We start from the raw sequence: 21,594 nt of genomic DNA, 5'->3' as shown, positions 1-21,594 counted from the left end.
GGGGGCTGTGGAATCGTGGACGAACGATCTCCACAGGTTGTGGAAAACGCGAGGTTCCACAACCTGTGCACGAAGTTGTCCACCGGCCGCCCACAGGCTGGGGGCGGTTGTCCCCAGCGATCCCCGGCTTCTCCACATGGCTGTCCACTGTTCGGCAACCCGACGCACCCGCTCACCGCGTCGAGTGAAAGGCGTCACAGGAAGCTGCCGGGTTGGGGTGTGGGAAACCTGGGTATTCCTGGGGACACAGCTGGGGAGAACTGCCCTCAGGCTGTGGGCGATGTGTGCAGAACTTTCTGTTCTCCACAGACGGGCCCGGTTTTCCACTGCCTCCACCCACAGGCCCAGTGGATAAAAAACCCGCGCTGAGCTGGGCAAACGTGGTTATCCACGGTATCCACAGGCCCTACTACTACTCCCAACTAGAGAGAGTTCGGCAATCGCTTTGAAGCGGGGCCTGTGCACAACTCGCCGTCTCGCGTCCGGCTGCCGCCCGGACCGACTTGACCCCGACGGGCACCTACTGTCAGTGCGGTGCGTCAGACTGGTCCCCGGTGTCCTTCCCGTCGCAGTGGGCGGTGACACCGAGTCGGAGGACTCAGTAGCAACAGCAGGAGGCGGCTTACGGTGAAGATCCGGGTGGAACGCGACGTACTCGCGGAGGCAGTGGCGTGGGCTGCACGCAGCCTCCCGGCCCGTCCGCCGGCGCCTGTCCTCGCCGGCCTGCTGCTGAAGGCCGAGGACGGCCAGCTGAGCCTGTCGAGCTTCGACTACGAGGTCTCCGCCAAGGTGAGCGTCGAGGCCGAGGTCGAGGAGGACGGCACGGTCCTGGTCTCCGGCCGCCTGCTCGCCGACATCTCCCGCGCCCTCCCCAACCGGCCGGTGGAGATTTCCACAGACGGTGTACGGGCGACGGTGGTCTGTGGCTCCTCGCGGTTCACACTCCACACCCTGCCTGTGGAGGAGTACCCGGCGCTGCCGCAGATGCCGACCGCGACCGGCACCGTCCCCGGCGAGGTCTTCGCCGCGGCCGTCTCCCAGGTCGCCATCGCCGCCGGCCGTGACGACACCCTCCCGGTGCTCACCGGTGTGCGCATCGAGATCGAGGGCGACACGGTCACCCTGGCCTCCACCGACCGCTACCGCTTCGCGGTCCGCGAGTTCCTGTGGAAGCCGGAGAACCCGGACGCCTCCGCCGTCGCCCTGGTCCCCGCCAAGACGCTGCTGGACACCGCGAAGTCGCTGGGTGCCGGGGACAGCGTCACGCTGGCGCTGGCCGGTGCCGGTGCCGGTGAGGGCCTGATCGGCTTCGAGGGGGCCGGTCGGCGCACGACCACCCGCCTGCTCGAGGGCGACCTGCCGAAGTACCGGACGCTGTTCCCGACCGAGTTCAACTCCGTCGCCGTGATCGAGACCGCGCCGTTCGTGGAGGCGGTCAAGCGTGTGGCCCTGGTCGCCGAGCGCAACACCCCGGTGCGGCTGAGCTTCGAGCAGGGTGTGCTGATCCTGGAGGCCGGTTCCAGCGACGACGCACAGGCTGTGGAAAGGGTCGACGCCCAGCTGGAGGGCGACGACATCTCGATCGCCTTCAACCCGACGTTCCTGCTGGACGGTCTGAGCGCGATCGACTCGCCGGTGGCGCAGCTGTCGTTCACCACGTCCACGAAGCCGGCGCTGCTCAGCGGCAAGCCGGCGCTGGACGCCGAGGCCGACGACGCCTACAAGTACCTGATCATGCCGGTGCGTCTCAGCGGCTGACGTTTTCCACAAGTGTGCACGGTTCCGGGTGCCCCTTGTGGGTGCCCGGGGCTGTGGCCGGCGGGGCGGGCCGCCTGCCGGCGCCGGCCGGTTGTCTCCCCGAGGGGTGCGTTCGGCGCCCACTCGTGCCGCCGTTCGCCCGTGCCGGCCCGGCGGCACGACCGCTCGTCGGCCAGGTGGGGAAAGCCGCAGGTCGCAGGGGCTACGCATGAGCGCGTATGCCCACAACTGTGCGTGATGAGACGGGTTTAGGCTCGGTCCGGCATCTCGTGCCTCACACGCCACACAGCGACCTTAAGGAACACAACTGATGGAGCTCGGTCTCGTCGGCCTCGGCAAGATGGGCGGCAACATGCGCGAGCGGATCCGCCGCGCGGGCCACACCGTCATCGGATACGACCGCAACGCGGACGTCGCGGACGTCCACAGCCTGGAAGAGCTTGTGGGCAAGCTCAGCGGCCCGCGTGTGGTCTGGGTGATGGTCCCGGCCGGCGAGCCCACGCAGTCGACCATCGACCGGCTCGCCGAGCTGCTGGAGCCCGGTGACGTGGTCGTGGACGGCGGCAACTCCCGCTGGACGGACGACGAGAGGCACGCCGAGGAGCTGGCCGCCAAGGGCATAGGCTTCGTCGACTGCGGCGTCTCCGGTGGCGTCTGGGGCCTGGAGAACGGGTACGCGCTGATGTACGGCGGCGACGCCGAGAACGTCGCCAAGGTGCAGCCGGTCTTCGACGCGCTGAAGCCGGAGGGTGACTTCGGCTCGGTGCACGCCGGCAAGGTCGGCGCGGGCCACTTCGCGAAGATGGTCCACAACGGCATCGAGTACGCGATGATGCAGGCGTACGCCGAGGGCTGGGAGCTGCTGGAGAAGGTCGACTCCGTGGAGAACGTCCGCGAGGTCTTCCGCTCCTGGCAGGAGGGCACGGTCATCCGGTCCTGGCTGCTGGACCTCACGGTCAACGCCCTCGACGAGGACGAGCACCTGGACGGCCTGCGCGGTTACGCACAGGACTCCGGTGAGGGACGCTGGACGGTGGAGGCCGCGATCGACAACGCGGTGCCGCTGCCGGCGATCACCGCGTCGCTGTTCGCGCGGTTCGCCTCCCGGCAGGAGGACTCGCCGCAGATGAAGATGATCGCCGCGCTGCGCAACCAGTTCGGCGGCCACGCCGTAGAGAAGAAGTAGGCCTTTCGACGGGCCGGAGAGAAGCAGGGAGGTCGGCGGGACGACCATGCACGTCACGCATCTTTCGCTGGCCGACTTCCGCTCGTACGCCCGGGCCGAGGTTCCGCTCGACCCGGGCGTCACCGCCTTCGTCGGCCCCAACGGGCAGGGCAAGACCAATCTCGTGGAGGCGGTCGGGTACCTGGCGACGCTCGGCAGCCACCGGGTCGCCTCCGACGCCCCCCTGGTCCGCATGGGCGCCGAGCGCGCCGTCGTCCGGGCGCAGGTCCGGCAGGGCGAGCGGCAGCAGCTGATCGAGCTGGAGCTGAACCCGGGCAGGGCCAACCGTGCCCGCATCAACCGGTCCTCGCAGGTCAGACCGCGCGATGTGCTGGGCATCGTACGGACCGTGCTGTTCGCGCCCGAGGACCTCGCGCTGGTGAAGGGGGACCCCGGCGAGCGGCGGCGGTTCCTGGACGAGCTGATCACCGCGCGCTCCCCGCGGATGGCGGGCGTGCGCTCCGACTACGAGCGGGTGCTCAAGCAGCGCAACACCCTGCTGAAGTCGGCCGCGCTCGCGCGCCGGCACGGCGGCCGGAGGGGGGCACCTCCCGGGCGGGCGGATTCGAGCCCGGGGGCGGACCTGTCCACCCTCGACGTGTGGGACCAGCACCTCGCGCGCGCGGGCGCGGAGCTGCTCGCCCAGCGGCTGGATCTCATCGCCGCGCTGCAGCCGCTGGCCGACAAGGCGTACGAGCAGCTGGCTCCCGGCGGCGGCCCGGTCGTGCTGGAGTACAAGCCGTCCGCGCCCGGTGAGGCCCACACGCGCGAGGGCCTCTACGCCCAGCTCATGGCGGCCCTGACGGAGGCGCGCAAGCAGGAGATCGAGCGGGGCGTCACCCTCGTCGGCCCCCACCGGGACGACCTGGGGCTCCGCCTCGGCCAGCTGCCCGCCAAGGGATACGCCTCGCACGGCGAGTCCTGGTCCTACGCCCTCGCCCTGCGGCTGGCCTCCTACGACCTGCTGCGGGCCGAGGGCAACGAGCCGGTGCTGATCCTGGACGACGTCTTCGCCGAGCTGGACGCCCGCCGCCGGGAACGGCTCGCGGAGCTGGTCGCGCCCGGCGAGCAGGTGCTGGTCACCGCCGCCGTGGACGACGACGTACCGCATGTGCTGGCCGGCGCGCGGTACGCGGTGGCCGGCGGGACGGTGGAGCGCGTATGAGCACCGACGACCCCGCACCGAACGCCCGGAAGAACGCCTCGGGCCGCGCCCGGAGCGAGCAGGAGCCCTCCGGTGTCGACCTCGCGCGCGTGGCGTTGCGCGCGGCGAAGGAACAGGCACGCGCGCGTGGGGACGCGGCACGGCAGAAGAAGCAGGCGCGGCGGGGCGGCGGCCTGCGCTCCGGCGCGCGCGCCGACGGACGCGATCCGTTGGCGCTGGGCGCGGCGATCAACCGGCTGATCAACGAGCGCGGATGGGAGACCCCGGCCGCGGTGGGCGGGGTGATGGGCCGCTGGCCGGAGATCGTCGGCGAGGACCTGGCCAAGCACTGCGTGCCGCAGCGGTACGACGAGGACGAGCGGGTGCTGACCGTCCAGTGCGACTCGACGGCCTGGGCGACGCAGCTGCGCGTGCTCGCCCCCGCGCTGGTGGCCCGGCTCAACGAGGATCTCGGGCACGGCAGCGTACGGATGATCAAGGTGCTCAACCCCGGCGGCCCGGCCCGCCGCTACGGCCCCCTGCGGGCTCCGGGGAGCACCGGGCCCGGCGATACGTACGGGTGACGTACCTCACGTCTCGGGGTTGCCGTGACGTGCCGTCATGCCTGCGTGCACGGCTGTGGATCACCGCCGGAGCGGGCCTGGACGGCCTTCTGACCCCCGAGTAGCCAAGGGTTGACGACTCGAAGCGCTGAGTGCCGCTGTGAGCCCCTTGGAGCCCCCATCCGTATATCGGGACCCGGCCGAGACCGGTTGAGGGCGGCACATGGGGGCTCAGGTGCCCGCAAACCCCCATCGATGTCAGTGCTACCGGTAGACTGGAAGACAATCCCGCCCCAACGTGGGGACCGCCCGGGAAAAGCTGAGCAACGCTGATCAAGGCTTACCAACGCAACATGCCGCAGCCGCTCCGGCAACCTGCCGACGAGCCCGGCTCGTGCTGTGCCAGAAAGGGCGCTTCGTGGCCGATTCCGGCAACCCCAACGAGAACATCCCGTCCACCGACGCCGGCGTGAACGCCGAGGCCACCGCCTCCGCGTCCTACGACGCCAGCGCCATCACCGTGCTCGAAGGTCTGGACGCGGTCCGCAAGCGGCCCGGCATGTACATCGGCTCCACGGGCGAGCGAGGCCTGCACCACCTGGTGTACGAGGTCGTCGACAACTCGGTCGACGAGGCGCTGGCGGGCTACGCGGACACCATCGACGTGACGATCCTCGCCGACGGCGGGGTGCGCGTGGTCGACAACGGCCGTGGCATCCCGGTGGGCATCGTGCCCTCCGAGGGCAAGCCGGCCCTCGAGGTCGTGCTCACCGTGCTGCACGCGGGCGGCAAGTTCGGCGGCGGCGGGTACGCCGTCTCCGGCGGTCTGCACGGTGTCGGCGTGTCCGTCGTGAACGCCCTGTCGTCCAAGGTCTCCGTCGAGGTCAGGACCGACGGGCACCGCTGGACGCAGGACTACAAGATGGGCGTCCCGACGGCCCCGCTGGCCAAGCACGAGGCGATCGAGCAGACCGGCACGTCGGTCACCTTCTGGGCCGACCCGGAGATCTTCGAGACCACCGAGTACTCCTTCGAGACGCTGTCCCGGCGCTTCCAGGAGATGGCGTTCCTCAACAAGGGCCTGACGATCCGGCTCACCGACGAGCGTGAGTCGGCGAAGGCGGTCGCCGGTGCGGACGAGGCGGGTGCCGACGAGAAGGCCGAGGTCAAGACCGTCACGTACCACTACGAGGGCGGCATCGTCGACTTCGTGAAGTACCTCAACTCCCGCAAGGGAGAGGCGGTCCACCCCACGATCATCGACCTCGAGGCCGAGGACAGGGACAAGAGCCTGTCCCTCGAGGTCGCCATGCAGTGGAACAGCGGCTACAGCGAGGGTGTGTACTCCTTCGCGAACATCATCCACACGCACGAGGGCGGTACGCACGAGGAGGGCTTCCGCGCGGCCCTGACCTCCCTCATCAACAAGTACGCGCGCGACAAGAAGCTGCTGCGCGAGAAGGACGACAACCTCACCGGTGACGACATCCGTGAGGGTCTGACCGCGATCATCTCGGTCAAGCTGAGCGAGCCGCAGTTCGAGGGCCAGACGAAGACCAAGCTGGGCAACACGGAGGCCAAGACCTTCGTGCAGAAGGCGGTCTACGAACACCTCAACGACTGGCTGGACCGCAACCCGGTCGAGGCCGCGGACATCGTCCGCAAGGGCATCCAGGCGGCCACCGCGCGCGTGGCGGCCCGCAAGGCGCGCGACCTGACGCGCCGCAAGGGCCTGCTGGAGTCGGCGTCCCTGCCGGGCAAGCTCTCCGACTGCCAGTCGAACGACCCCACCAAGTGCGAGATCTTCATCGTCGAGGGTGACTCCGCCGGCGGCTCGGCCAAGTCCGGCCGCAACCCGCAGTACCAGGCGATCCTCCCGATCCGCGGCAAGATCCTGAACGTGGAGAAGGCGCGGATCGACAAGATCCTGCAGAACCAGGAGATCCAGGCGCTGATCTCGGCCTTCGGCACGGGTGTGCACGAGGACTTCGACATCGAGAAGCTCCGCTACCACAAGATCATCCTGATGGCGGACGCCGATGTCGACGGCCAGCACATCAGCACCCTGCTGCTGACCTTCCTGTTCCGCTTCATGCGGCCGCTGGTCGAGGCCGGGCACGTGTACCTGTCCCGTCCCCCGCTGTACAAGCTCAAGTGGGGCCGGGACGACATCGAGTACGCGTACTCGGACCGTGAGCGCGACGCGCTGATCGAGATGGGCCGGCAGCGCGGCAAGCGCGTCCGCGAGGACTCGATCCAGCGCTTCAAGGGCCTCGGCGAGATGAACGCCGAGGAGCTGCGCGTGACCACGATGGACCAGGAGCACCGGGTCCTCGGCCAGGTCACGCTCGACGACGCCGCCCAGGCCGACGACCTGTTCTCGGTCCTCATGGGCGAGGACGTCGAAGCCCGCCGCGCGTTCATCCAGCGCAACGCCAAGGACGTCCGCTTCCTCGACATCTGAGTCGGTCTCAGCTGACCGCACCAGGAAGGATCTTCACCAGCAATGGCCGACGAGAACACTCCCGTCACCCCTGAAGAGGGCGGCGAACTCGTGATGCGTGTCGAGCCCGTCGGGCTCGAGACGGAGATGCAGCGCTCGTACCTCGACTACGCGATGTCCGTCATCGTGTCCCGTGCGCTGCCCGACGTCCGGGACGGTCTCAAGCCCGTCCACCGCCGTGTGCTGTACGCGATGTACGACGGCGGCTACCGCCCCGAGCGCGGCTTCTACAAGTGCGCCCGCGTCGTCGGCGACGTCATGGGCAACTACCACCCGCACGGCGACTCCTCGATCTACGACGCCCTGGTCCGCCTCGCCCAGCCGTGGTCGATGCGGATGCCGCTGGTGGACTCCAACGGCAACTTCGGCTCCCCGGGCAACGACCCGGCGGCGGCGATGCGCTACACCGAGTGCAAGATGGCGCCGCTGTCGATGGAGATGGTCCGCGACATCGACGAGGAGACCGTCGACTTCACGGACAACTACGACGGCCGCTCCCAGGAGCCGACCGTCCTGCCGGCCCGCTTCCCGAACCTGCTGATCAACGGCTCGGCCGGTATCGCGGTCGGCATGGCCACCAACATCCCGCCGCACAACCTGCGCGAGGTCGCGGCCGGCGCCCAGTGGTACCTGGAGAACCCCGAGGTCTCGCACGAGGAACTGCTGGACGCGCTCATGGAGCGCATCAAGGGCCCCGACTTCCCGACCGGCGCGCTCGTCGTCGGCCGCAAGGGCATCGAGGAGGCTTACCGCACCGGCCGCGGCTCCATCACGATGCGCGCGGTGGTCGAGGTCGAGGAGATCCAGGGCCGCCAGTGCCTGGTGGTCACCGAGCTGCCGTACCAGGTGAACCCCGACAACCTGGCGCAGAAGATCGCCGACCTGGTGAAGGACGGCAAGATCGGCGGCATCGCGGACGTCCGCGACGAGACGTCGTCCCGCACCGGCCAGCGCCTGGTGATCGTCCTCAAGCGGGACGCGGTCGCCAAGGTCGTGCTGAACAACCTGTACAAGCACACCGACCTGCAGACGAACTTCGGCGCCAACATGCTGGCGCTGGTCGACGGCGTGCCGCGCACGCTGTCCCTGGACGCGTTCATCCGGCACTGGGTGACGCACCAGATCGAGGTCATCGTCCGCCGGACCCGGTTCCGGCTGCGCAAGGCCGAGGAGCGCGCCCACATCCTGCGCGGTCTGCTGAAGGCCCTGGACGCGATCGACGAGGTCATCGCGCTGATCCGGCGCAGCGAGACCGTCGAGGTCGCGCGCACCGGCCTGATGGGGCTCCTGGAGATCGACGAGATCCAGGCCAACGCGATCCTCGAGATGCAGCTGCGGCGCCTGGCGGCCCTGGAGCGGCAGAAGATCGTCCAGGAGCACGACGAGCTCCAGGCGAAGATCAGCGAGTACAACGAGATCCTCGCCTCGCCGGTCCGCCAGCGCGGGATCGTCAGCGAGGAGCTGGCCGCGATCGTCGAGAAGTACGGCGACGACCGCAAGACCAAGCTGATCCCGTACGAGGGCGACATGTCCATCGAGGACCTGATCGCCGAGGAGGACATCGTCGTCACCGTCTCGCGCGGCGGCTACGTCAAGCGGACGAAGACGGACGACTACCGGGCGCAGAAGCGCGGCGGCAAGGGCGTGCGCGGCACGAAGCTGAAGGAAGACGACATCGTCGACCACTTCTTCGTCTCCACCACGCACCACTGGCTGCTGTTCTTCACGAACAAGGGCCGGGTGTACCGGGCGAAGGCGTACGAGCTGCCCGAGGCCGGCCGGGACGCCCGCGGCCAGCACGTGGCGAACCTGCTGGCCTTCCAGCCGGACGAGGCGATTGCCGAGATCCTCGCGATCCGCGACTACGAGGCGGCGCCCTACCTGGTCCTGGCCACGAAGTCCGGTCTGGTCAAGAAGACGCCTCTGAAGGATTACGATTCGCCCCGCTCCGGCGGTGTCATCGCGATCAACCTGCGCGAGCGCGAGGACGGTACGGACGACGAGCTGATCGGTGCCGAGCTGGTCTCGTCCGACGACGATCTCCTTCTGATCAGCAGGAAGGCGCAGTCGATCAGGTTCACCGCCTCGGACGACACGCTCCGCCCGATGGGCCGTGCCACCTCCGGTGTCAAGGGGATGAGTTTCCGGGAGAGCGACGAGCTTCTCTCGATGAATGTTGTTCGACCCGGTACGTTCGTGTTCACTGCCACCGACGGCGGGTACGCGAAGCGGACCGCTGTCGACGAGTACCGCGTCCAGGGTCGCGGTGGCCTCGGTATCAAGGCCGCCAAGATCGTGGAGGACCGCGGTTCGCTCGTCGGCGCGCTGATTGTCGAGGAGAGCGACGAGATCCTCGCGATCACCCTCTCCGGCGGTGTGATTCGTACGCGAGTCAGCGAGGTCAGGGAGACGGGCCGTGACACCATGGGCGTCCAACTGATCAACCTGGGCAAGCGCGATGCCGTGGTCGGTATCGCACGTAACGCCGAGGCCGGGCGCGAGGCGGAGGAAGTCGACGGCGACGTGGCCGTGGACGAGACCGCCGAGGGTGCCGCGACCGCCGGCACGGACGAGGGTGAGGCGCCCTCGGCCGAGTAGCACGAGGAGTGAGTCATCGTGAGCGGAGCCACGGGCGCCGGATCGGCCGGTACCTCCACGGGTACGGAAGCGGGCGGCGGCGGCCGTGGCTCCGCCGCGCGTGCGGCGAGTGCGAACGACCCGCACACGACCAACCTGAGGCCGGTGAAGGCTTCCGTGGCGGACGCTTCAGGCACGCAGGAATCCCAGCAGGCATCCCAGGGGGTAACCGTGACGGACACCCGAGGACCGGCTCCGGCCGGTGACGCACGGCCGGCGTCGCCGCTCCCCGGCGAGCGGCGCCCCGAGCAGCCCGACGGGCCGTACCACCCGCCGCAGGCCTACCCGGCGCAGGCTCCCACCGGGGCGGTCCGCAAGCCCCGGACCGGGGTGCGGACGGCGCCGCGGACCCGCAAGGCACGGCTGCGGGTGGCCAAGGCCGACCCGTGGTCGGTGATGAAGGTCAGCTTCCTGCTCTCCATCGCGCTCGGCATCTGCACGGTCGTCGCCGCGGCGGTGCTGTGGATGGTCATGGACGCGATGGGCGTGTTCTCGACGGTCGGCGGCACGATCTCGGAGGCGACCGGCTCGAACGAGGCGAACGGCTTCGACCTCCAGGCGTTCCTGTCCCTCCCCCACGTCCTGATGTTCGCGACGATCATCGCGGTCATCGACGTGGTGCTGGCCACGGCGCTCGCGACGCTCGGCGCGTTCATCTACAACCTGTCCGCGGGTTTCGTGGGCGGCATCGAACTGACCCTGGCCGAGGACGAGTGACGGCGCCCGTGACCGGCCGCGCCTCCCTGACGGACGGTTGCCCGACAACCGATTTTGGGACTGGCGTGGTCGTGCGCTAATCTTCAGGAGTCAGCGCGCGGGACATACACCGCAGAGCGCGGCGGGGCTATAGCTCAGTTGGTTAGAGCGCATCCCTGATAAGGATGAGGCCACAGGTTCAAATCCTGTTAGCCCCACAGACAGAAGACCCCCAGCCGGTATCGGCTGGGGGTCTTTGTCTGTTCCGCGCAAAGGCACTGGTTCTCGAAGCCCCGGTGGTCCTAGGCTCGGCGAATGACCTTGGAATGGGAACAGGTAATCGTTCACTCGGCGGATCCTGCGGCCCTGGGGCAGTGGTGGGCCGAGGCTCTCGGCTGGGTCGTGGTCTATTCCTCCGACGACGAGTTCGAGATCCGCCCGGCGCCGGACCGCCTGCCGGGGCTGGACTTCGTCCGGCTCGACGAGCCCAGGAAGGCCAAGAGCCGGCTGCACCTCGACTTCAGGCCCGATGACCAGGCCGCCGAGGTGGCACGCCTGGAGGCCCATGGCGCGAAGCGCGTCGACATCGGCCAGGGCGACCAGTCGTGGGTGGTCATGTCCGACCCCGAGGGCAACGAATTCTGTGTCCTCGGCCGACGGAGTCAGTGAGCGTCCCCGGGAGCGGTCTGTCGGTCCGCCCGGCGGAAGACCCCCGGCCCGGTGGGGCAGGGGGTCTTTTCGTTGTCCGGCCGACGGCGGAAGCAGCCTGTCAGTGCTTGAAGGAGTCCTTGGTCCGTTCTTTCGCGGCCCGCATCCGGCCCCGTGTCTCCAGCGCGGCGCCTTTCGCCGCCAGGGTCTCCTTGTGCACCGCGTGGGCCGCCTTCCGCACGGTCTTCCCGAGGACCTGTTCGGCCTTGGCCTTGGCCCGTTCTCCGGAACTCATCTCGTACCTCCCCGGAGTCTCACCGGTGATGTGCCCTTGATGTGCCCGTGAGGCAGGAGGCAAAAACCACCCCGTGGGACGCACCGGAAACAGGCGGCCGGGGCCCGCTGGGGCCGGGGCCCCGCTGCTCCGGACGGCCGGTCATGTTGCTTTTCCGCAACGAAAACGCCCGACCGCTGGCGACGGGGGATGCACCAGCGATCGGGCTATGGCCAAGGGTAACAAGGTTGCCGGTTCCGTGGGGGCAAGTCGGTGAGGATTCGGGCACGTTGGCTGATCATCGACCGCACGGGGGGTCGTAGGACAGACGGGGCAGGTACTCGTGCCACCGCTGCGGGGTCAGCACGCCCCGGGTGACCGAGCAGATGTGCCGGATGGCCGTGTCGGCGTCCAGGCTCCACAGGCGCACGGTGTCGGCACCGCTGGAGACGCCGAGGACACGGCTGTTGGGGCTGAAGGAGAGGAAGTTGCCCGTCTTGGCGTTGGGGCTCATCGACTGGCCGATCGCGCTCGCCCCGGCCGGTTCGGTGACGTTCCACAGCCGGACCGTGTTGTCGTTGCCGCCGCTGGCCAGGGTGTGGCCGTCGGCGCTGAAGGTCAGCGACGTCACCGCCTCGGTGTGCCCGGTGAGCGGGTCGCCCAGGGCGCTCGCCGTGGCCGGTTCGGTGACGTTCCACAGCCGGACCGTGTCGTCGTCGCTGCCGCTGGCCAGGGTGTGGCCGTCCGGGCTGAACGCGAGGGCGTTGACCGGTCCGGCGTGCTCGGTGAGGGGCCCCCGCAGCGGTACGGCCTGCGCGGGATCGGTGACGTTCCACAGCCGGATCGTGCTGTCCGCGCTGCCGCCGGCCAGGGTGCGGCCGTCCGGGCTGAACGCGAGGGCGTTGATGTAGCCGCGGTGGCCGGTGACCGGCCTGCCGACCGGGACGGCGTGCCGGGGGTCACCGACGTTCCACAGTTGGATGGTGCGGTCGTCGTAGGCGGTGGCCAGGGTGTGCCCGTCCGGGCTGAACGCCAGCGCGTTCGGTCCCATGAAGCGGGTCCGCAGCGACAGCGGAGGGCCGGCGGTGACGGGGTGGGCGGGGTCGGTGACGTCCCACAGGTAGACCGACCGGACGCCGGTGAGGACGGCGAGTGTGCGGCCGTCGGGGGAGAACACCAGGGAGCGCTGGTCGCCGTCGGCGTGCATGAACGACTTGCCGAGCGGGACGGGCCGGCCGGGCCGCGTCACGTTCCACAGCCGCAGCCTGCCGTCCCGGGCAGCGGTGGCCAGGACCTTGCCGTCCGGGCGGAACGCTCCACTCCGGCCGACCATGTCCGAGGTGGGGACCGACCACAGCCGCACCTTGCCGTCCCCGCTGCCGGTGGCGAGGGTACGGCCGTCCGGGCTGAACCCCAGGGCGTACATCTCGCCGCTGCTGCCCGCGAGCGGCTCGCCGACCTGGGACGGGGACGCGGGGTCGGTGACGTTCCACAGGCTCGCCGTGCTGTCCGCGCTCGCGGCGGCCAGCCGGCCGCCGTCGGGGCTGAAGGCCACCGACCAGATGGGTCCGGTGTGCCCGGTCAGCGGGGAGCCGACCGGTGCCGCGCGGCCGGGGTCGGTCACGTCCCACAGCCGGACGGTGTCGTCCGCGCTGCCGCTGGCCAGCGTGTTCCCGTCGGGGCTGAAGGCCACCGAGTGCACCAGCTCCGTGTGTCCGCGCAGCGTCCCGACCGGCTCGGGCCGGCGTGCGGCGGTCACGTCCCACAGCCGGACGGTGTCGTCGTCGCCGCCGGTCGCGAGCGTGTGCCCGTCCGGGCTGAACGCCACGGAGCGCACGGCGGCGGTGTGGCCGCGCAGCGTGGCCGTCGGGGTGGGCCGGTGCGGGTCGGCCACGTTCCACAGCCGCACGGTGCGGTCCTCGCCGGCCGTGGCCAGCGTGCGCCCGTCCGGGCTGAAGGCGACCAGGTAGATGGTGCCCCGGTGGCCGGTGAGCGGTGCGCCGAGCGGTACGGCGTGCGCGGGGTCGGTGACGTCCCACAGCCGGACCGTGCCGTCGTCGCCGGCGCTGGCCAGGGTGCGGCCGTCCGGGCTGAAGACGGCGCTGCTCACCCAGCTGGTGTGGCCGGTGAGGGGTTTGCCGAGCGGGGCCGGGCGGTTCGGGTCCCGTACGTCCCACAGCCGGACCGTGCGGTCGTAGGCGGCCGTGGCCAGCGTCCTGCCGTCCGGGCTGAACGACGTGAGGTAGACGGCGCCCCGGTGCCCGGACAGCGGGGTGGCCAGGGGAGCGTTGACGATCGAGAGCAGGCGGCTGTACGTGCCCTCGTCGCCGGGGCGCAGCTGGTGGGCGACCAGGTCGAGCTGGGCGGCGAGGGAGGGGTCGGTGTGCTGGACCCGGTCGGCCTCGGCGAGCACCTGTTCGAAGACGGCGTCGTCGCGCTGCTTCCAGGCGATCACCGCGGTACCGGCGGCGAGGACGGCCAGCGCGACCAGCGCCGCCACCGCGGCCCGGCTCAGCCACACGGAGCGCTTGCGCAGCCGTACCGAGGCGGCCAGGAACTCCACCGCGCTGCGGGTCAGATAGGTGTCGCCGGCCGACCGGGCCCAGCTGCGGGCCTGCTCCAGCCGGGACCCCCGGTACAGCAGCGAGCTGTCCCGGCCCGAGTCCTCCCAGGACCGGCCGTCCTCCTCCAGCCGCTGGCGCAGCAGATGGTCGCCCCGGCCCTCGTCGATCCAGTGCCGCAGCCGGGGCCAGGCGTGCAGCAGTGCCTCGTGGGTGATCTCCACCGTGTCGGCGTCCAGCGTCACCAGCCGGGCCCGCACCAGGGCCTCCAGCGACTCCTCCGTCTTGCCGGGGTCCGCGGACTCCTCCGCCAGCTGCCGCCGGGTGCCGCGCCGGCGCGTGGCCTGGGTGTCCTCGCCGAGCCGGACCAGTCGCAGCAGCAGCAGCCGGGCGGCGGTACGGGCCGCGGGGTCCAGGCCGGACCAGGCGCGCTCGGCGGTCGCCGCCACCGCGCCCTGGATGCCGCCCGACGCGCGGTAGCCGGCCAGGGTGAGCTTTCCGGCCTTCCGGCGCTGCCAGGTGGCGAGCAGGGCGTGCGACAGCAGGGGGAGCACGCCCGCGTCGTGCGCGCCGCGCGGGCCGTCGGCGCTCACCTCGCGCACGATCAGCTCGGCGAGCCCCGACTCCAGTTCGAGACCGACCGCCTTGGCCGGGCCGGTCACCGCCTCGCGCAGTTCGGTGCTGGTCAGCGGCCCGAGCACCATGTGGCGGTGCTGGAGCGCGTCGGCCAGTTCCGGGTAGCCGAGGCACTGCTCGTAGAAGTCGGCGCGGATACCGAGGACGACCCGGACGGGCGCGGGTTCGCCGGAGCCGGCGGGCGGGGTGCAGGCGGCGTGCAGGAACTGGATGAAGGTGCGGCGGTCCACCTCGTCGGAGCAGAGGGTGAACGCCTCCTCGAACTGGTCCACGATGACGACCGGCCGGTCGGCGGGGGAGTTCGCGTGGCTCGCCCAGGCCGCGAACGCCTTGCGCACGCCCCGGGCGACGTGCGGGGCGTCGCCCCCGGGCAGCGCCGGGTTCCGGGACGCCTGCCGCTCGGCCTCGCGCGCCTCGGCGGCGACGTCGGCGAGTCCGGGGACGCGGCGGACCAGCTCGCCCAGCGGATCGGCACCCGGGACGAGCTGGAGGACGGGGCCGGGGGGACCGGCGGCGGGATCGGCGACAGGGCCGGCGGGGGAACCAGCGGCGGGCGGGGGCGCCGGCTGTGAGGTGGCGGAGGGGGTGGGGGGTCCGGAGAGCGCGGACGGACCCGATGAGGCGGAGGAGCCGGAAGGGGCGGTGGGGCCTGAGGAGGCAGAGGGGCCTGAGGAGGCGGAGGGGGCGGAGGGGAGTTTCTGGGACTGCTGGGCCTGGGCCGCCCCGTCGGCCTGCGGGCCGTTCCGTCCGGCGCCGGCGCCGGTGTTCAGGGCGCCGCCCCGGATCGCGGGGACGAGACCGGCGTTCAGCAGGGACGACTTCCCGGCTCCGGAGGCGCCGACCAGCATGATCAGTCCACCCGACCGCTCGGCCGCGTGGAGCTGCGCGACGAGGGTGTTCGTGCTGCGCTCCCGGCCGAAGAACCACCGGGCGTCCTCCCGCCGGTACGGGGCCAGCCCCCGGTACGGGCACACACCACCGGCGACGGCTGGTGGTGCCTGGGCCGGTGGCCGCCGGTTCTCCTCCGCGGGCGGCGCGGCGCGGTCGCCGGCCGGACCGGCCAGGGCCAGCTCCCACAGCCGCTGCCAGTGGGTGATGTCGTACAGCCCGGCGGAGACCGGAGCGGGACTCAGGCGCCGGGCCTCCGGGATCAGGATCTGCAGGACCGCCGCGAGGGCGGCGAACTGGGCGGGTACGTTCCTGGCCCGGCGCCAGTCGCTGATCCGCTGCGCGGACACCCGTACGGGCCGGCCGCGCTCGTCGACCCGTTGCAGCCGTACGACCGCCTCGGCGACGCTCTTCAGGGGAGGATTTCCGGCCTCCTTGTACAGCAGCGCGAGCCGCTCGGCGAAGGCTGTGCGTGCCCCTGAGTCGAAACTCAAGGTTCCACCCCTTACTCTCCCCCGCGTGCGGACGTCCGGACCGGAAAACTCACCCTATACGGCTGACCTGCGGAGAAGGGGTGGGCCGGAGACCGGAACCTCCTCGTCGGCGGCCACAGGTGGCAGGATCCCATCCCGGTAGCGGAACGGTCACATACCGTCCGGACTGGCCACCGGCTCGCCGCTCGGAGAGACGGCCCGAGGCGCCGAATGTTCTCGGCCAGATTCGGTCGACCCGTGCCGCGCCCGGCGAATGAGCCCGCGCGCCCCGGAAACCGACCCCGTTCTTCGACCCGCACCGCAGCGCCGACACGGTACGGGTCGACGGCCTCGCACCGTTCGGCACCGGTCCCCACGAGGGGAGGGACCGGTGCCGGGCGGTCGGGAAGCAGAATCCGTCAGCCGAGCCAACCCGCGTCGCGGGCCGTGGTGACGGCTTGCCGCTCGGTTTCCTCGGCGTCGTCGTTCAGCGCCGCGTCCCGCCCCTGTGCGGTGCCGCCGGCGGCCGCCGCCGCGGCCCGGGAGGCCGCGAGTGCCGCGCGCAGTGCCGTCGCACCGGCCGGCCCGCCGTCCCGGGCCGCGGCCAGCTGCGTGGCCAGAGCGGCGGTGGCGGCCGCGTTGCGGGCGCAGCGGGCGTCCGCCGCCGGGTCGGGAACGCTCGCGGCCAGGGCGTCGAGTGACTGTGCCGACAGCCGTAGCGCGTTGGCGGCCCGGCCCACGGCGTCCTTCGGCACGATCTCGGCGGCGTCCCGGCCGACACCGGCGTGCCGGCACGCGGCGACCGCGCGGTCGTAGGCGCTGTGGGCGCGGGCGCCGTGGGCCCGGCGCAGTTCCTGTGCGCGTGTGTCCGCCGCGGCCGCCGCCGCTTCCCGTCCGCTCACGCTCATCCTCCGGCCTCCTCTCCCGGGACGGCTCCCGGGACGACACCGTCCGCTCCGTCACCGCGCGGGGCGGGCGCGGGCAGGGTGCCACGCCGGACGCGAGGAGACCACACAAGCGCGAGGGTTTCTGCGGGGTGCCGGGGTGCCGGGGTGCCGGGGTGCGGGGTGCCGGGTGTCGGCTCTTGGCTGGGGGCGCGGGGTGCGGGCTGTGGGCTGCCAGGCCTGAGGGCGCGGACGGAGGCGGCGGGCGGCTGTCGGGTGTTGAGGGCGCGGACCCTGGGGTGGCGGGCGGCTGTCGGCCGCCGCGTGCCTGGAAATCTGATGGTGTGTCAGCTACGGTCGCCTCGCCGGCCGTTCCCGAAGGGATGAGTGCCATGGAGAAGCAGCGTTCCCGGTGCCCGCGACCGCCCGGCGAGCCTCGCTGGGTCGCGATGTTCCACGAGTCCGCCCGGGGCACCTGGACGGTGGGCGCGGAGTCCCCGTACCGGGGCCCGGTGCTGTACGCCGTCGGCGACATGACCCGGACCGTACGGGCGCGGGGAGACGAGGTGGCGGTCGCGCTCTGGGGGCCCGAGGACGGTGCCTGGCGCCTCTTCGGCACCCCGTCCGCCCCGGCACCCGCACCCGCGCCGGAGCGGCCCGCGCAAGGCTCACCGGAACCGGCCCGGCTCACCGAGCGCATGACGGACCGCCGTCACCAGGTGCTCATGGCCGGGCTCGGCAAGGCGGGCCTGTACGACCTGAGCCCCGAGGACGGCGAGACGGTACGGATCCTGGCCGACCGGCTCGACGAGCCCACCGTCCGCCGGGTGGCCCAGTGGCTGTCCATGGCGGGCGGCCGGGGTTAAGGGCCTGGCGTTCGGATCAGAGAGACCCCAGGGCCTTCCGTTCGTGTCGGGTCGGCCCGGTCCGGCCGGAAGGCGCCGGGCCCGCGCGCCGGTTCGGTGGGTGGTTCGCCGGGCAGTGACGTCCTGGAGGTCACCGCTGACGGCTGGAGGACGCATGAAGGTCTCCGTCGACCGCTCCCTGTGCTACGGCTCGGCCGAGTGCGCGCACCGGGCGCCCGCCGTGTTCGCGTTCGAGGACGGATACGGCGTCGTACGCCCCGGCGCCGCTCAGGCCGCCGATGACCCGCGGACGCGGGAGGCGGTCCGGGAGGCGGCCGAGAAGTGCCCCTCGCAGGCCATCGCCGTCACGGAGCGGGAGGGGTAGCGGGGGCGGCGGACGCGGGGGCGGCCGGGGCCGGGGGATAGCCCCAGCCGAAGTCGGCCAGCGCGCGGGCCCGGCCCTCGGCGACCGACGTCCGGGCCGCGAGCTCGGCGGGGTCGACATGGGCGGCCTGGCCCGTGACCTGCCCTTCCCACTTGCGGTACAGCAGACCCGCCTCCGCCGAGAACCAGCCCCGGCTCACCGCGTCCAGTGCCAGCAGCAGGCCGGTGTCCTCGGAGGCCGGCAGTGCCATCCAGCCGCCCAGGGCGACCAGCAGCTCGCGCCGTACGCACAGGCTCGCCGGATGGACCGGCGCGCGAAAGCCGTTGCGCTTCCAGTGGTCGAGGACGGCACCGCGTTCGAGCGGACCGTCGCCGGGGTCGCCGGGGAAGGCGACCGTGGAGCCGTCGGGCAACAGGTCCAGGACGCGGCACGTCGTCCACCCGACGGTGGAGTCGGCCTCCAGCACGGCCAGGTCCCGGGCGAGCGCGCCGGGCATGAGCTGGTCGTCCGCGTCCAGCACCTTGACGTACGCGCCCTCGGCGCGAGCCAGCGCGATCGTCCGGGCCACACCGGGACCGCCCGGACGGCCCTGGCGGAAGCTCACGCGCCCGTCGTCCGGGAGGTACGGGCGGACGTCGTCCGTCGTGCCGTCCTGCTGGACGACCCAGTCCCACTCCCAGCCGGCGGGCAGCCGCTGCGCGCGCAGGGAGGCGTAGGCGTCCGGCAGGAACCGGGCGGACGGGCCGTGGACAGCGGTGACTACGGTGACGCGCCGGCTCACGGGGGCGCTCACCACCTTTCCGTGGGCGGGGCGGGTTTCTCGCTCTTGTCGCTGCCAGCATGGCGCACGGCGGAGCCCTGAACAGCGCGAGACCCCCGGCCGATCCCGGCCGGGGGTCTTTCCGTTTCGACTGGTGCGTACGCAAGTCGCCTTGTGTCGAGACGTTGCGGTACTGCGTCAGGGGCGCAGGCTCAGCAGTCGAGCTCCGGCGAGGTGGCGTCGGGGGCCTGGGGCTCCGCCTGTGTCTCCGTCAGGGCGCGGTGCCGGCAGCCGGGGGTCTTTCCGTGGGCCTCGGCCCGGATCCGCTGCTTCATCGTGGGGGGCAGGGCCCTGCCATGGGACCAGGCCCAGGGGGCCGGGATCGTCGGGATCGTGCGGTGCGCGGTGCCGGTGAGGGGCGTCTCGGCCCGGGGTCCGGCCGCGGCGGCGGTGGCGGTTCCGGCGGAGACGAGTCCGAGCGCCGTGAACAGCGCGAGGAAGGCGGTGACGATGGTGGTCCACAGCTTCATGACCTTGTTCTGGGTCATGGCCCCTCACTTTCAGGTTGGGCGATTTGCGTACTTTGTTCATGATGTGTATGAGCGTCGCGAAGTGGTGGACCTATGGCCGTGGCGCGTCGATGTTCCGATGAACACCACTCGTATGGACGCAAGAGCCCTGAAAGCTCACAAATCACGCTGAGCGCGAGCGAAGGGGGAGCAAAGTAACCGTCCGTGCGGGCACGGTCACCCTCCGGCCCGAATGGCGTCCGACCTGGCCTATTGCGCTGTCGGGGGCGGGAGTTGGGCCCCGACGCAGGTCACCGATCGATATCGGTCGGTGTGTATAGTCGGGCGCCAGAGGTCCCCTACGTCAAGGAAAGACGAGGTCGCGCGGTGAAGAAGCTGCTCCTGGTCGCACTGGCCGCCATCGGCGGGCTCCTCGTGTACCGCCAGATCCAGGCGGATCGCGCCGAGCAGGACCTGTGGACGGAGGCGACTGACTCCGTGCCCACGGGTTCGTGAGTCCCGATACCGAATCTGACACCGAATCTGAACAGACCCCGGCCGCCCGAGCGGTCGGGGTTTTGTGTTGTCCGGGGCCCGGGGCGGGGCCCGTGGTCCGTGGTCCGGGGAGCCCCTACGGTGCCTCGTGTTGCGGGGGCCCGGCGGGTGCGGTAAGCGGGACGGTGAGCGGTGCCGGCCGGTGCCGGATGTTGCCGGGCGATTCGGACGGGCGTACGCGTTGCCCGGATGGCGCAGGGGCGGTCAGGGCAGGATGGGGCCTGCGGTCCGGCAGGGCCTTGCGACGACCTGGGGGTGGTGGCGCGTGCGGGGGCGAGGGCGTACGGCGTGGGCGCGGTGGCGGGCCGTCACCGCCCGGTCCGCCGTGATCCTGCTGCTGGGACTCTGCGCCACCGTCGTCCTGCCGGCCAGTGCCGGTGCCGGTGCCGGTGCCGCGGCCGCCGCCGACGCGGGCGCGCGGCCCGGTCCGTACTCCTTCACGCCCGGCGCCCGGAACGTCGAGGGCGCGGAGGCCACCGCGGACGCCGTCCCGCTGGACGCCCGCCACACCTACCGCAGCTCCCTGCCGCGCGGCGGCAGGCTCTACTACGGCCTCCGGCTCACCGCCCAGGACACGGCGTACGTCGCGGTCACCGCCGTACCGCCGGCGGACACCACCGTCTCCGCCACCGACGGCATCCGTGTCTCGCTCCGGGACCCGAACGGCACCTCCTGCTTCTACTCCTCCGCCCGCTTCGGCGCCGGGCTCAGCCCGCGCCCGGTCACGGCGCTGGCGCAGCGCGAGACGGGCAAGGCGCTGTGCCAGGGCGGGGGGACGTACCACCTGCTCGTGGAACGTCTGGACGCCGAGGGTTCCGGCGCGGCGGCCTCGGCCGAGCCGTGGGGCCTGGAGATCGCGCCCGCCACGGAACCGGGCCTGAAGCGGGCCGGCCCCACCGATCCGCCGCGGACCTGGAACTCCGCCACCCCGGCACCCCTCACCGGCCGGCCCCGCGACCGCACCGGCGGTACCGGGTTCGCCGGGGCGCGCCCGCTGGGCCAGGGGGTCTGGCGGACCGCGCTCGCGCCCGGTGAGACCCGCTTCTACAAGGTGCCGCTGGACTGGGGCCGGCAGCTGCACGCCTCCGCCGAGCTGGGCGGCGCCTCCGGCCACGGCTACGTCGGGGGCGCCCTGAACCTCTCCCTCTACAACCCCGTCCGCGGCTACGTCGACGACGCCGCCGTCGGCTACACCGGCGTCGCCAAGCCCGCCGCCCTCGCGCCGCTGCCGCCGGTGGAGTACGCCAACCGGTACGCCGTCCAGGCGGGCGTGACCTCTGTCCGCTTCGCCGGCGAGTACTACCTCGTCCTGCACCTCAGCACGCGGCTGGCCGACACGTTCGGCCAGGGGCCGTTCGAGGTGACCCTGCGGGTCCGGGTGGACGGACAGGCGCATGGGGGGCCCGCGTACGCGGGCAGTCCCGCGCCGAAGGACGTCTTCACGGTCACCGAGCAGGAGCGGCTGGCCACGCTGACCGGGGACACCGGGGGCGGCGACGACGACCGCGTGATGCGGCTGATCGCCGTCGGGGGCATCGGCACGGGAACCGCGCTGCTGTTCGTCCTCGCCGTCTGGACCCTGACGTCCCGCCGGTCCCACGCGCGGGCTCGGTGAGGTGTTCGGTTGGGGTTGGGGTTATGGGCTCGGGG

Annotated in this window: 17 protein-coding genes and 1 tRNA gene; 13 read left to right on the top strand and 5 right to left on the bottom strand. The window is 71.8% G+C overall.

Translation table 11 applies throughout. The features are described from left to right. Positions 1-627 precede the first annotated feature (627 nt). The 9 genes from dnaN to FHS34_RS21400 all read left to right on the top strand — a co-directional run bounded on the left by dnaN (position 628) and on the right by FHS34_RS21400 (position 11,195). The gene (gene dnaN / locus FHS34_RS21440; RefSeq protein WP_184967806.1) at positions 628-1,758 is read left to right on the top strand and encodes a DNA polymerase III subunit beta; all 1,131 of its coding nucleotides are present in this window, start codon (positions 628-630) and stop codon (positions 1,756-1,758) included. 310 nt (positions 1,759-2,068) lie between these two features. After that, a complete protein-coding gene (gene gnd, locus FHS34_RS21435; RefSeq protein WP_184967804.1) occupies positions 2,069-2,944 on the top strand; it encodes a phosphogluconate dehydrogenase (NAD(+)-dependent, decarboxylating) in 876 nt (291 codons plus the stop codon). Positions 2,945-2,990: 46 nt separating this feature from the next. Further along, positions 2,991-4,148, top strand: coding sequence for a DNA replication/repair protein RecF (gene recF / locus FHS34_RS21430; RefSeq protein ID WP_184967802.1), 1,158 nt, complete (start codon positions 2,991-2,993; stop codon positions 4,146-4,148). Next, complete coding sequence (locus FHS34_RS21425; protein WP_184967800.1) at positions 4,145-4,711, top strand: DciA family protein; 567 nt, start codon at positions 4,145-4,147, stop codon at positions 4,709-4,711. Before recF ends, FHS34_RS21425 begins: the two co-directional genes overlap by 4 nt. Positions 4,712-5,084: 373 nt before the next feature. Next, positions 5,085-7,154 carry a DNA topoisomerase (ATP-hydrolyzing) subunit B gene (gene gyrB / locus FHS34_RS21420; RefSeq protein WP_184967798.1) on the top strand — a complete coding sequence of 690 codons (2,070 nt, stop codon included), beginning with the start codon at positions 5,085-5,087 and terminating at the stop codon, positions 7,152-7,154. A gap of 42 nt (positions 7,155-7,196) precedes the next feature. Further along, positions 7,197-9,791: a DNA gyrase subunit A gene (gene gyrA / locus FHS34_RS21415; protein WP_184967796.1), complete on the top strand. Its 2,595-nt coding sequence runs from the start codon at positions 7,197-7,199 to the stop codon at positions 9,789-9,791. An 18-nt stretch (positions 9,792-9,809) separates the two neighbouring features. Then, positions 9,810-10,547 carry a DUF3566 domain-containing protein gene (locus FHS34_RS21410; RefSeq protein ID WP_184967794.1) on the top strand — a complete coding sequence of 246 codons (738 nt, stop codon included), beginning with the start codon at positions 9,810-9,812 and terminating at the stop codon, positions 10,545-10,547. A 123-nt stretch (positions 10,548-10,670) separates the two neighbouring features. Then, a tRNA-Ile gene (locus FHS34_RS21405) sits at positions 10,671-10,744 on the top strand. 97 nt (positions 10,745-10,841) lie between these two features. Then, on the top strand, positions 10,842-11,195 hold the full coding sequence (locus FHS34_RS21400; RefSeq protein ID WP_184967792.1) for a VOC family protein: 354 nt from the start codon (positions 10,842-10,844) through the stop codon (positions 11,193-11,195). A 100-nt stretch (positions 11,196-11,295) separates the two neighbouring features. Here FHS34_RS21400 and FHS34_RS21395 read toward each other — a convergent pair whose 3' ends face one another. From FHS34_RS21395 to FHS34_RS21385, 3 genes are all read right to left on the bottom strand, one after another. Further along, positions 11,296-11,469 carry a hypothetical protein gene (locus FHS34_RS21395; RefSeq protein ID WP_184967790.1) on the bottom strand — a complete coding sequence of 58 codons (174 nt, stop codon included), beginning with the start codon at positions 11,467-11,469 and terminating at the stop codon, positions 11,296-11,298. A gap of 277 nt (positions 11,470-11,746) precedes the next feature. Beyond that, entirely contained in the window at positions 11,747-16,027 is a 4,281-nt protein-coding gene (locus tag FHS34_RS21390) for an nSTAND1 domain-containing NTPase (RefSeq protein WP_184967788.1), read from the bottom strand. Between the two features lie 398 nt (positions 16,028-16,425). After that, entirely contained in the window at positions 16,426-16,914 is a 489-nt protein-coding gene (locus FHS34_RS21385; protein WP_184967786.1) for a hypothetical protein, read from the bottom strand. Between the two features lie 368 nt (positions 16,915-17,282). Between FHS34_RS21385 and FHS34_RS21380 the strand changes: the two genes are divergently transcribed. Next, the gene (locus FHS34_RS21380; protein WP_184968149.1) at positions 17,283-17,756 is read left to right on the top strand and encodes a hypothetical protein; all 474 of its coding nucleotides are present in this window, start codon (positions 17,283-17,285) and stop codon (positions 17,754-17,756) included. Positions 17,757-17,910: 154 nt separating this feature from the next. Beyond that, positions 17,911-18,120 carry a ferredoxin gene (locus tag FHS34_RS21375; RefSeq protein WP_184967784.1) on the top strand — a complete coding sequence of 70 codons (210 nt, stop codon included), beginning with the start codon at positions 17,911-17,913 and terminating at the stop codon, positions 18,118-18,120. On the opposite strand, the gene FHS34_RS21370 is transcribed toward FHS34_RS21375, so the two are convergent. Both FHS34_RS21370 and FHS34_RS21365 read right to left on the bottom strand, forming a co-directional pair. Further along, a complete protein-coding gene (locus tag FHS34_RS21370) occupies positions 18,101-18,913 on the bottom strand; it encodes a glycosyltransferase family 2 protein (RefSeq protein WP_225817454.1) in 813 nt (270 codons plus the stop codon). The genes FHS34_RS21375 and FHS34_RS21370 overlap by 20 nt on opposite strands. Before the next feature lie 179 nt (positions 18,914-19,092). Then, positions 19,093-19,428, bottom strand: a complete 336-nt coding sequence (locus tag FHS34_RS21365; protein ID WP_184967782.1) for a DUF6344 domain-containing protein — start codon at positions 19,426-19,428, stop codon at positions 19,093-19,095. 348 nt (positions 19,429-19,776) lie between these two features. Here FHS34_RS21365 and FHS34_RS41985 point away from each other — a divergent pair, with 348 nt between their 5' ends. Together FHS34_RS41985 and FHS34_RS21355 are read left to right on the top strand one after the other, a co-directional pair. After that, the gene (locus FHS34_RS41985) at positions 19,777-19,905 is read left to right on the top strand and encodes a DLW-39 family protein (protein ID WP_003999697.1); all 129 of its coding nucleotides are present in this window, start codon (positions 19,777-19,779) and stop codon (positions 19,903-19,905) included. Between the two features lie 304 nt (positions 19,906-20,209). Beyond that, positions 20,210-21,559 (top strand): hypothetical protein, encoded by a 1,350-nt coding sequence (locus tag FHS34_RS21355; RefSeq protein ID WP_225817455.1) that lies wholly within the window; start codon positions 20,210-20,212, stop codon positions 21,557-21,559. Positions 21,560-21,594 lie beyond the last annotated feature (35 nt).

Source organism: Streptomyces echinatus (assembly GCF_014203595.1).
Lineage (GTDB): Bacteria > Actinomycetota > Actinomycetes > Streptomycetales > Streptomycetaceae > Streptomyces > Streptomyces echinatus.
This window is presented reverse-complemented; position numbering and strand designations above follow the sequence as displayed.

What these genes read in the sequence shown, in the direction of transcription:
- gyrA (WP_184967796.1), top strand. Translation starts at nt 7,197, where the DNA reads ATGGCCGACGAGAACACTCCCGTCACCCCTGAAGAGGGCGGCGAACTC.
- FHS34_RS21400 (WP_184967792.1), top strand. Translation starts at nt 10,842, where the DNA reads ATGACCTTGGAATGGGAACAGGTAATCGTTCACTCGGCGGATCCTGCG.
- FHS34_RS21375 (WP_184967784.1), top strand. Translation starts at nt 17,911, where the DNA reads ATGAAGGTCTCCGTCGACCGCTCCCTGTGCTACGGCTCGGCCGAGTGC.
- FHS34_RS21380 (WP_184968149.1), top strand. Translation starts at nt 17,283, where the DNA reads ATGGAGAAGCAGCGTTCCCGGTGCCCGCGACCGCCCGGCGAGCCTCGC.
- FHS34_RS21425 (WP_184967800.1), top strand. Translation starts at nt 4,145, where the DNA reads ATGAGCACCGACGACCCCGCACCGAACGCCCGGAAGAACGCCTCGGGC.
- FHS34_RS21395 (WP_184967790.1), bottom strand. Translation starts at nt 11,469, where the DNA reads ATGAGTTCCGGAGAACGGGCCAAGGCCAAGGCCGAACAGGTCCTCGGG.
- gnd (WP_184967804.1), top strand. Translation starts at nt 2,069, where the DNA reads ATGGAGCTCGGTCTCGTCGGCCTCGGCAAGATGGGCGGCAACATGCGC.
- recF (WP_184967802.1), top strand. Translation starts at nt 2,991, where the DNA reads ATGCACGTCACGCATCTTTCGCTGGCCGACTTCCGCTCGTACGCCCGG.
- FHS34_RS21385 (WP_184967786.1), bottom strand. Translation starts at nt 16,914, where the DNA reads ATGAGCGTGAGCGGACGGGAAGCGGCGGCGGCCGCGGCGGACACACGC.
- FHS34_RS21365 (WP_184967782.1), bottom strand. Translation starts at nt 19,428, where the DNA reads ATGACCCAGAACAAGGTCATGAAGCTGTGGACCACCATCGTCACCGCC.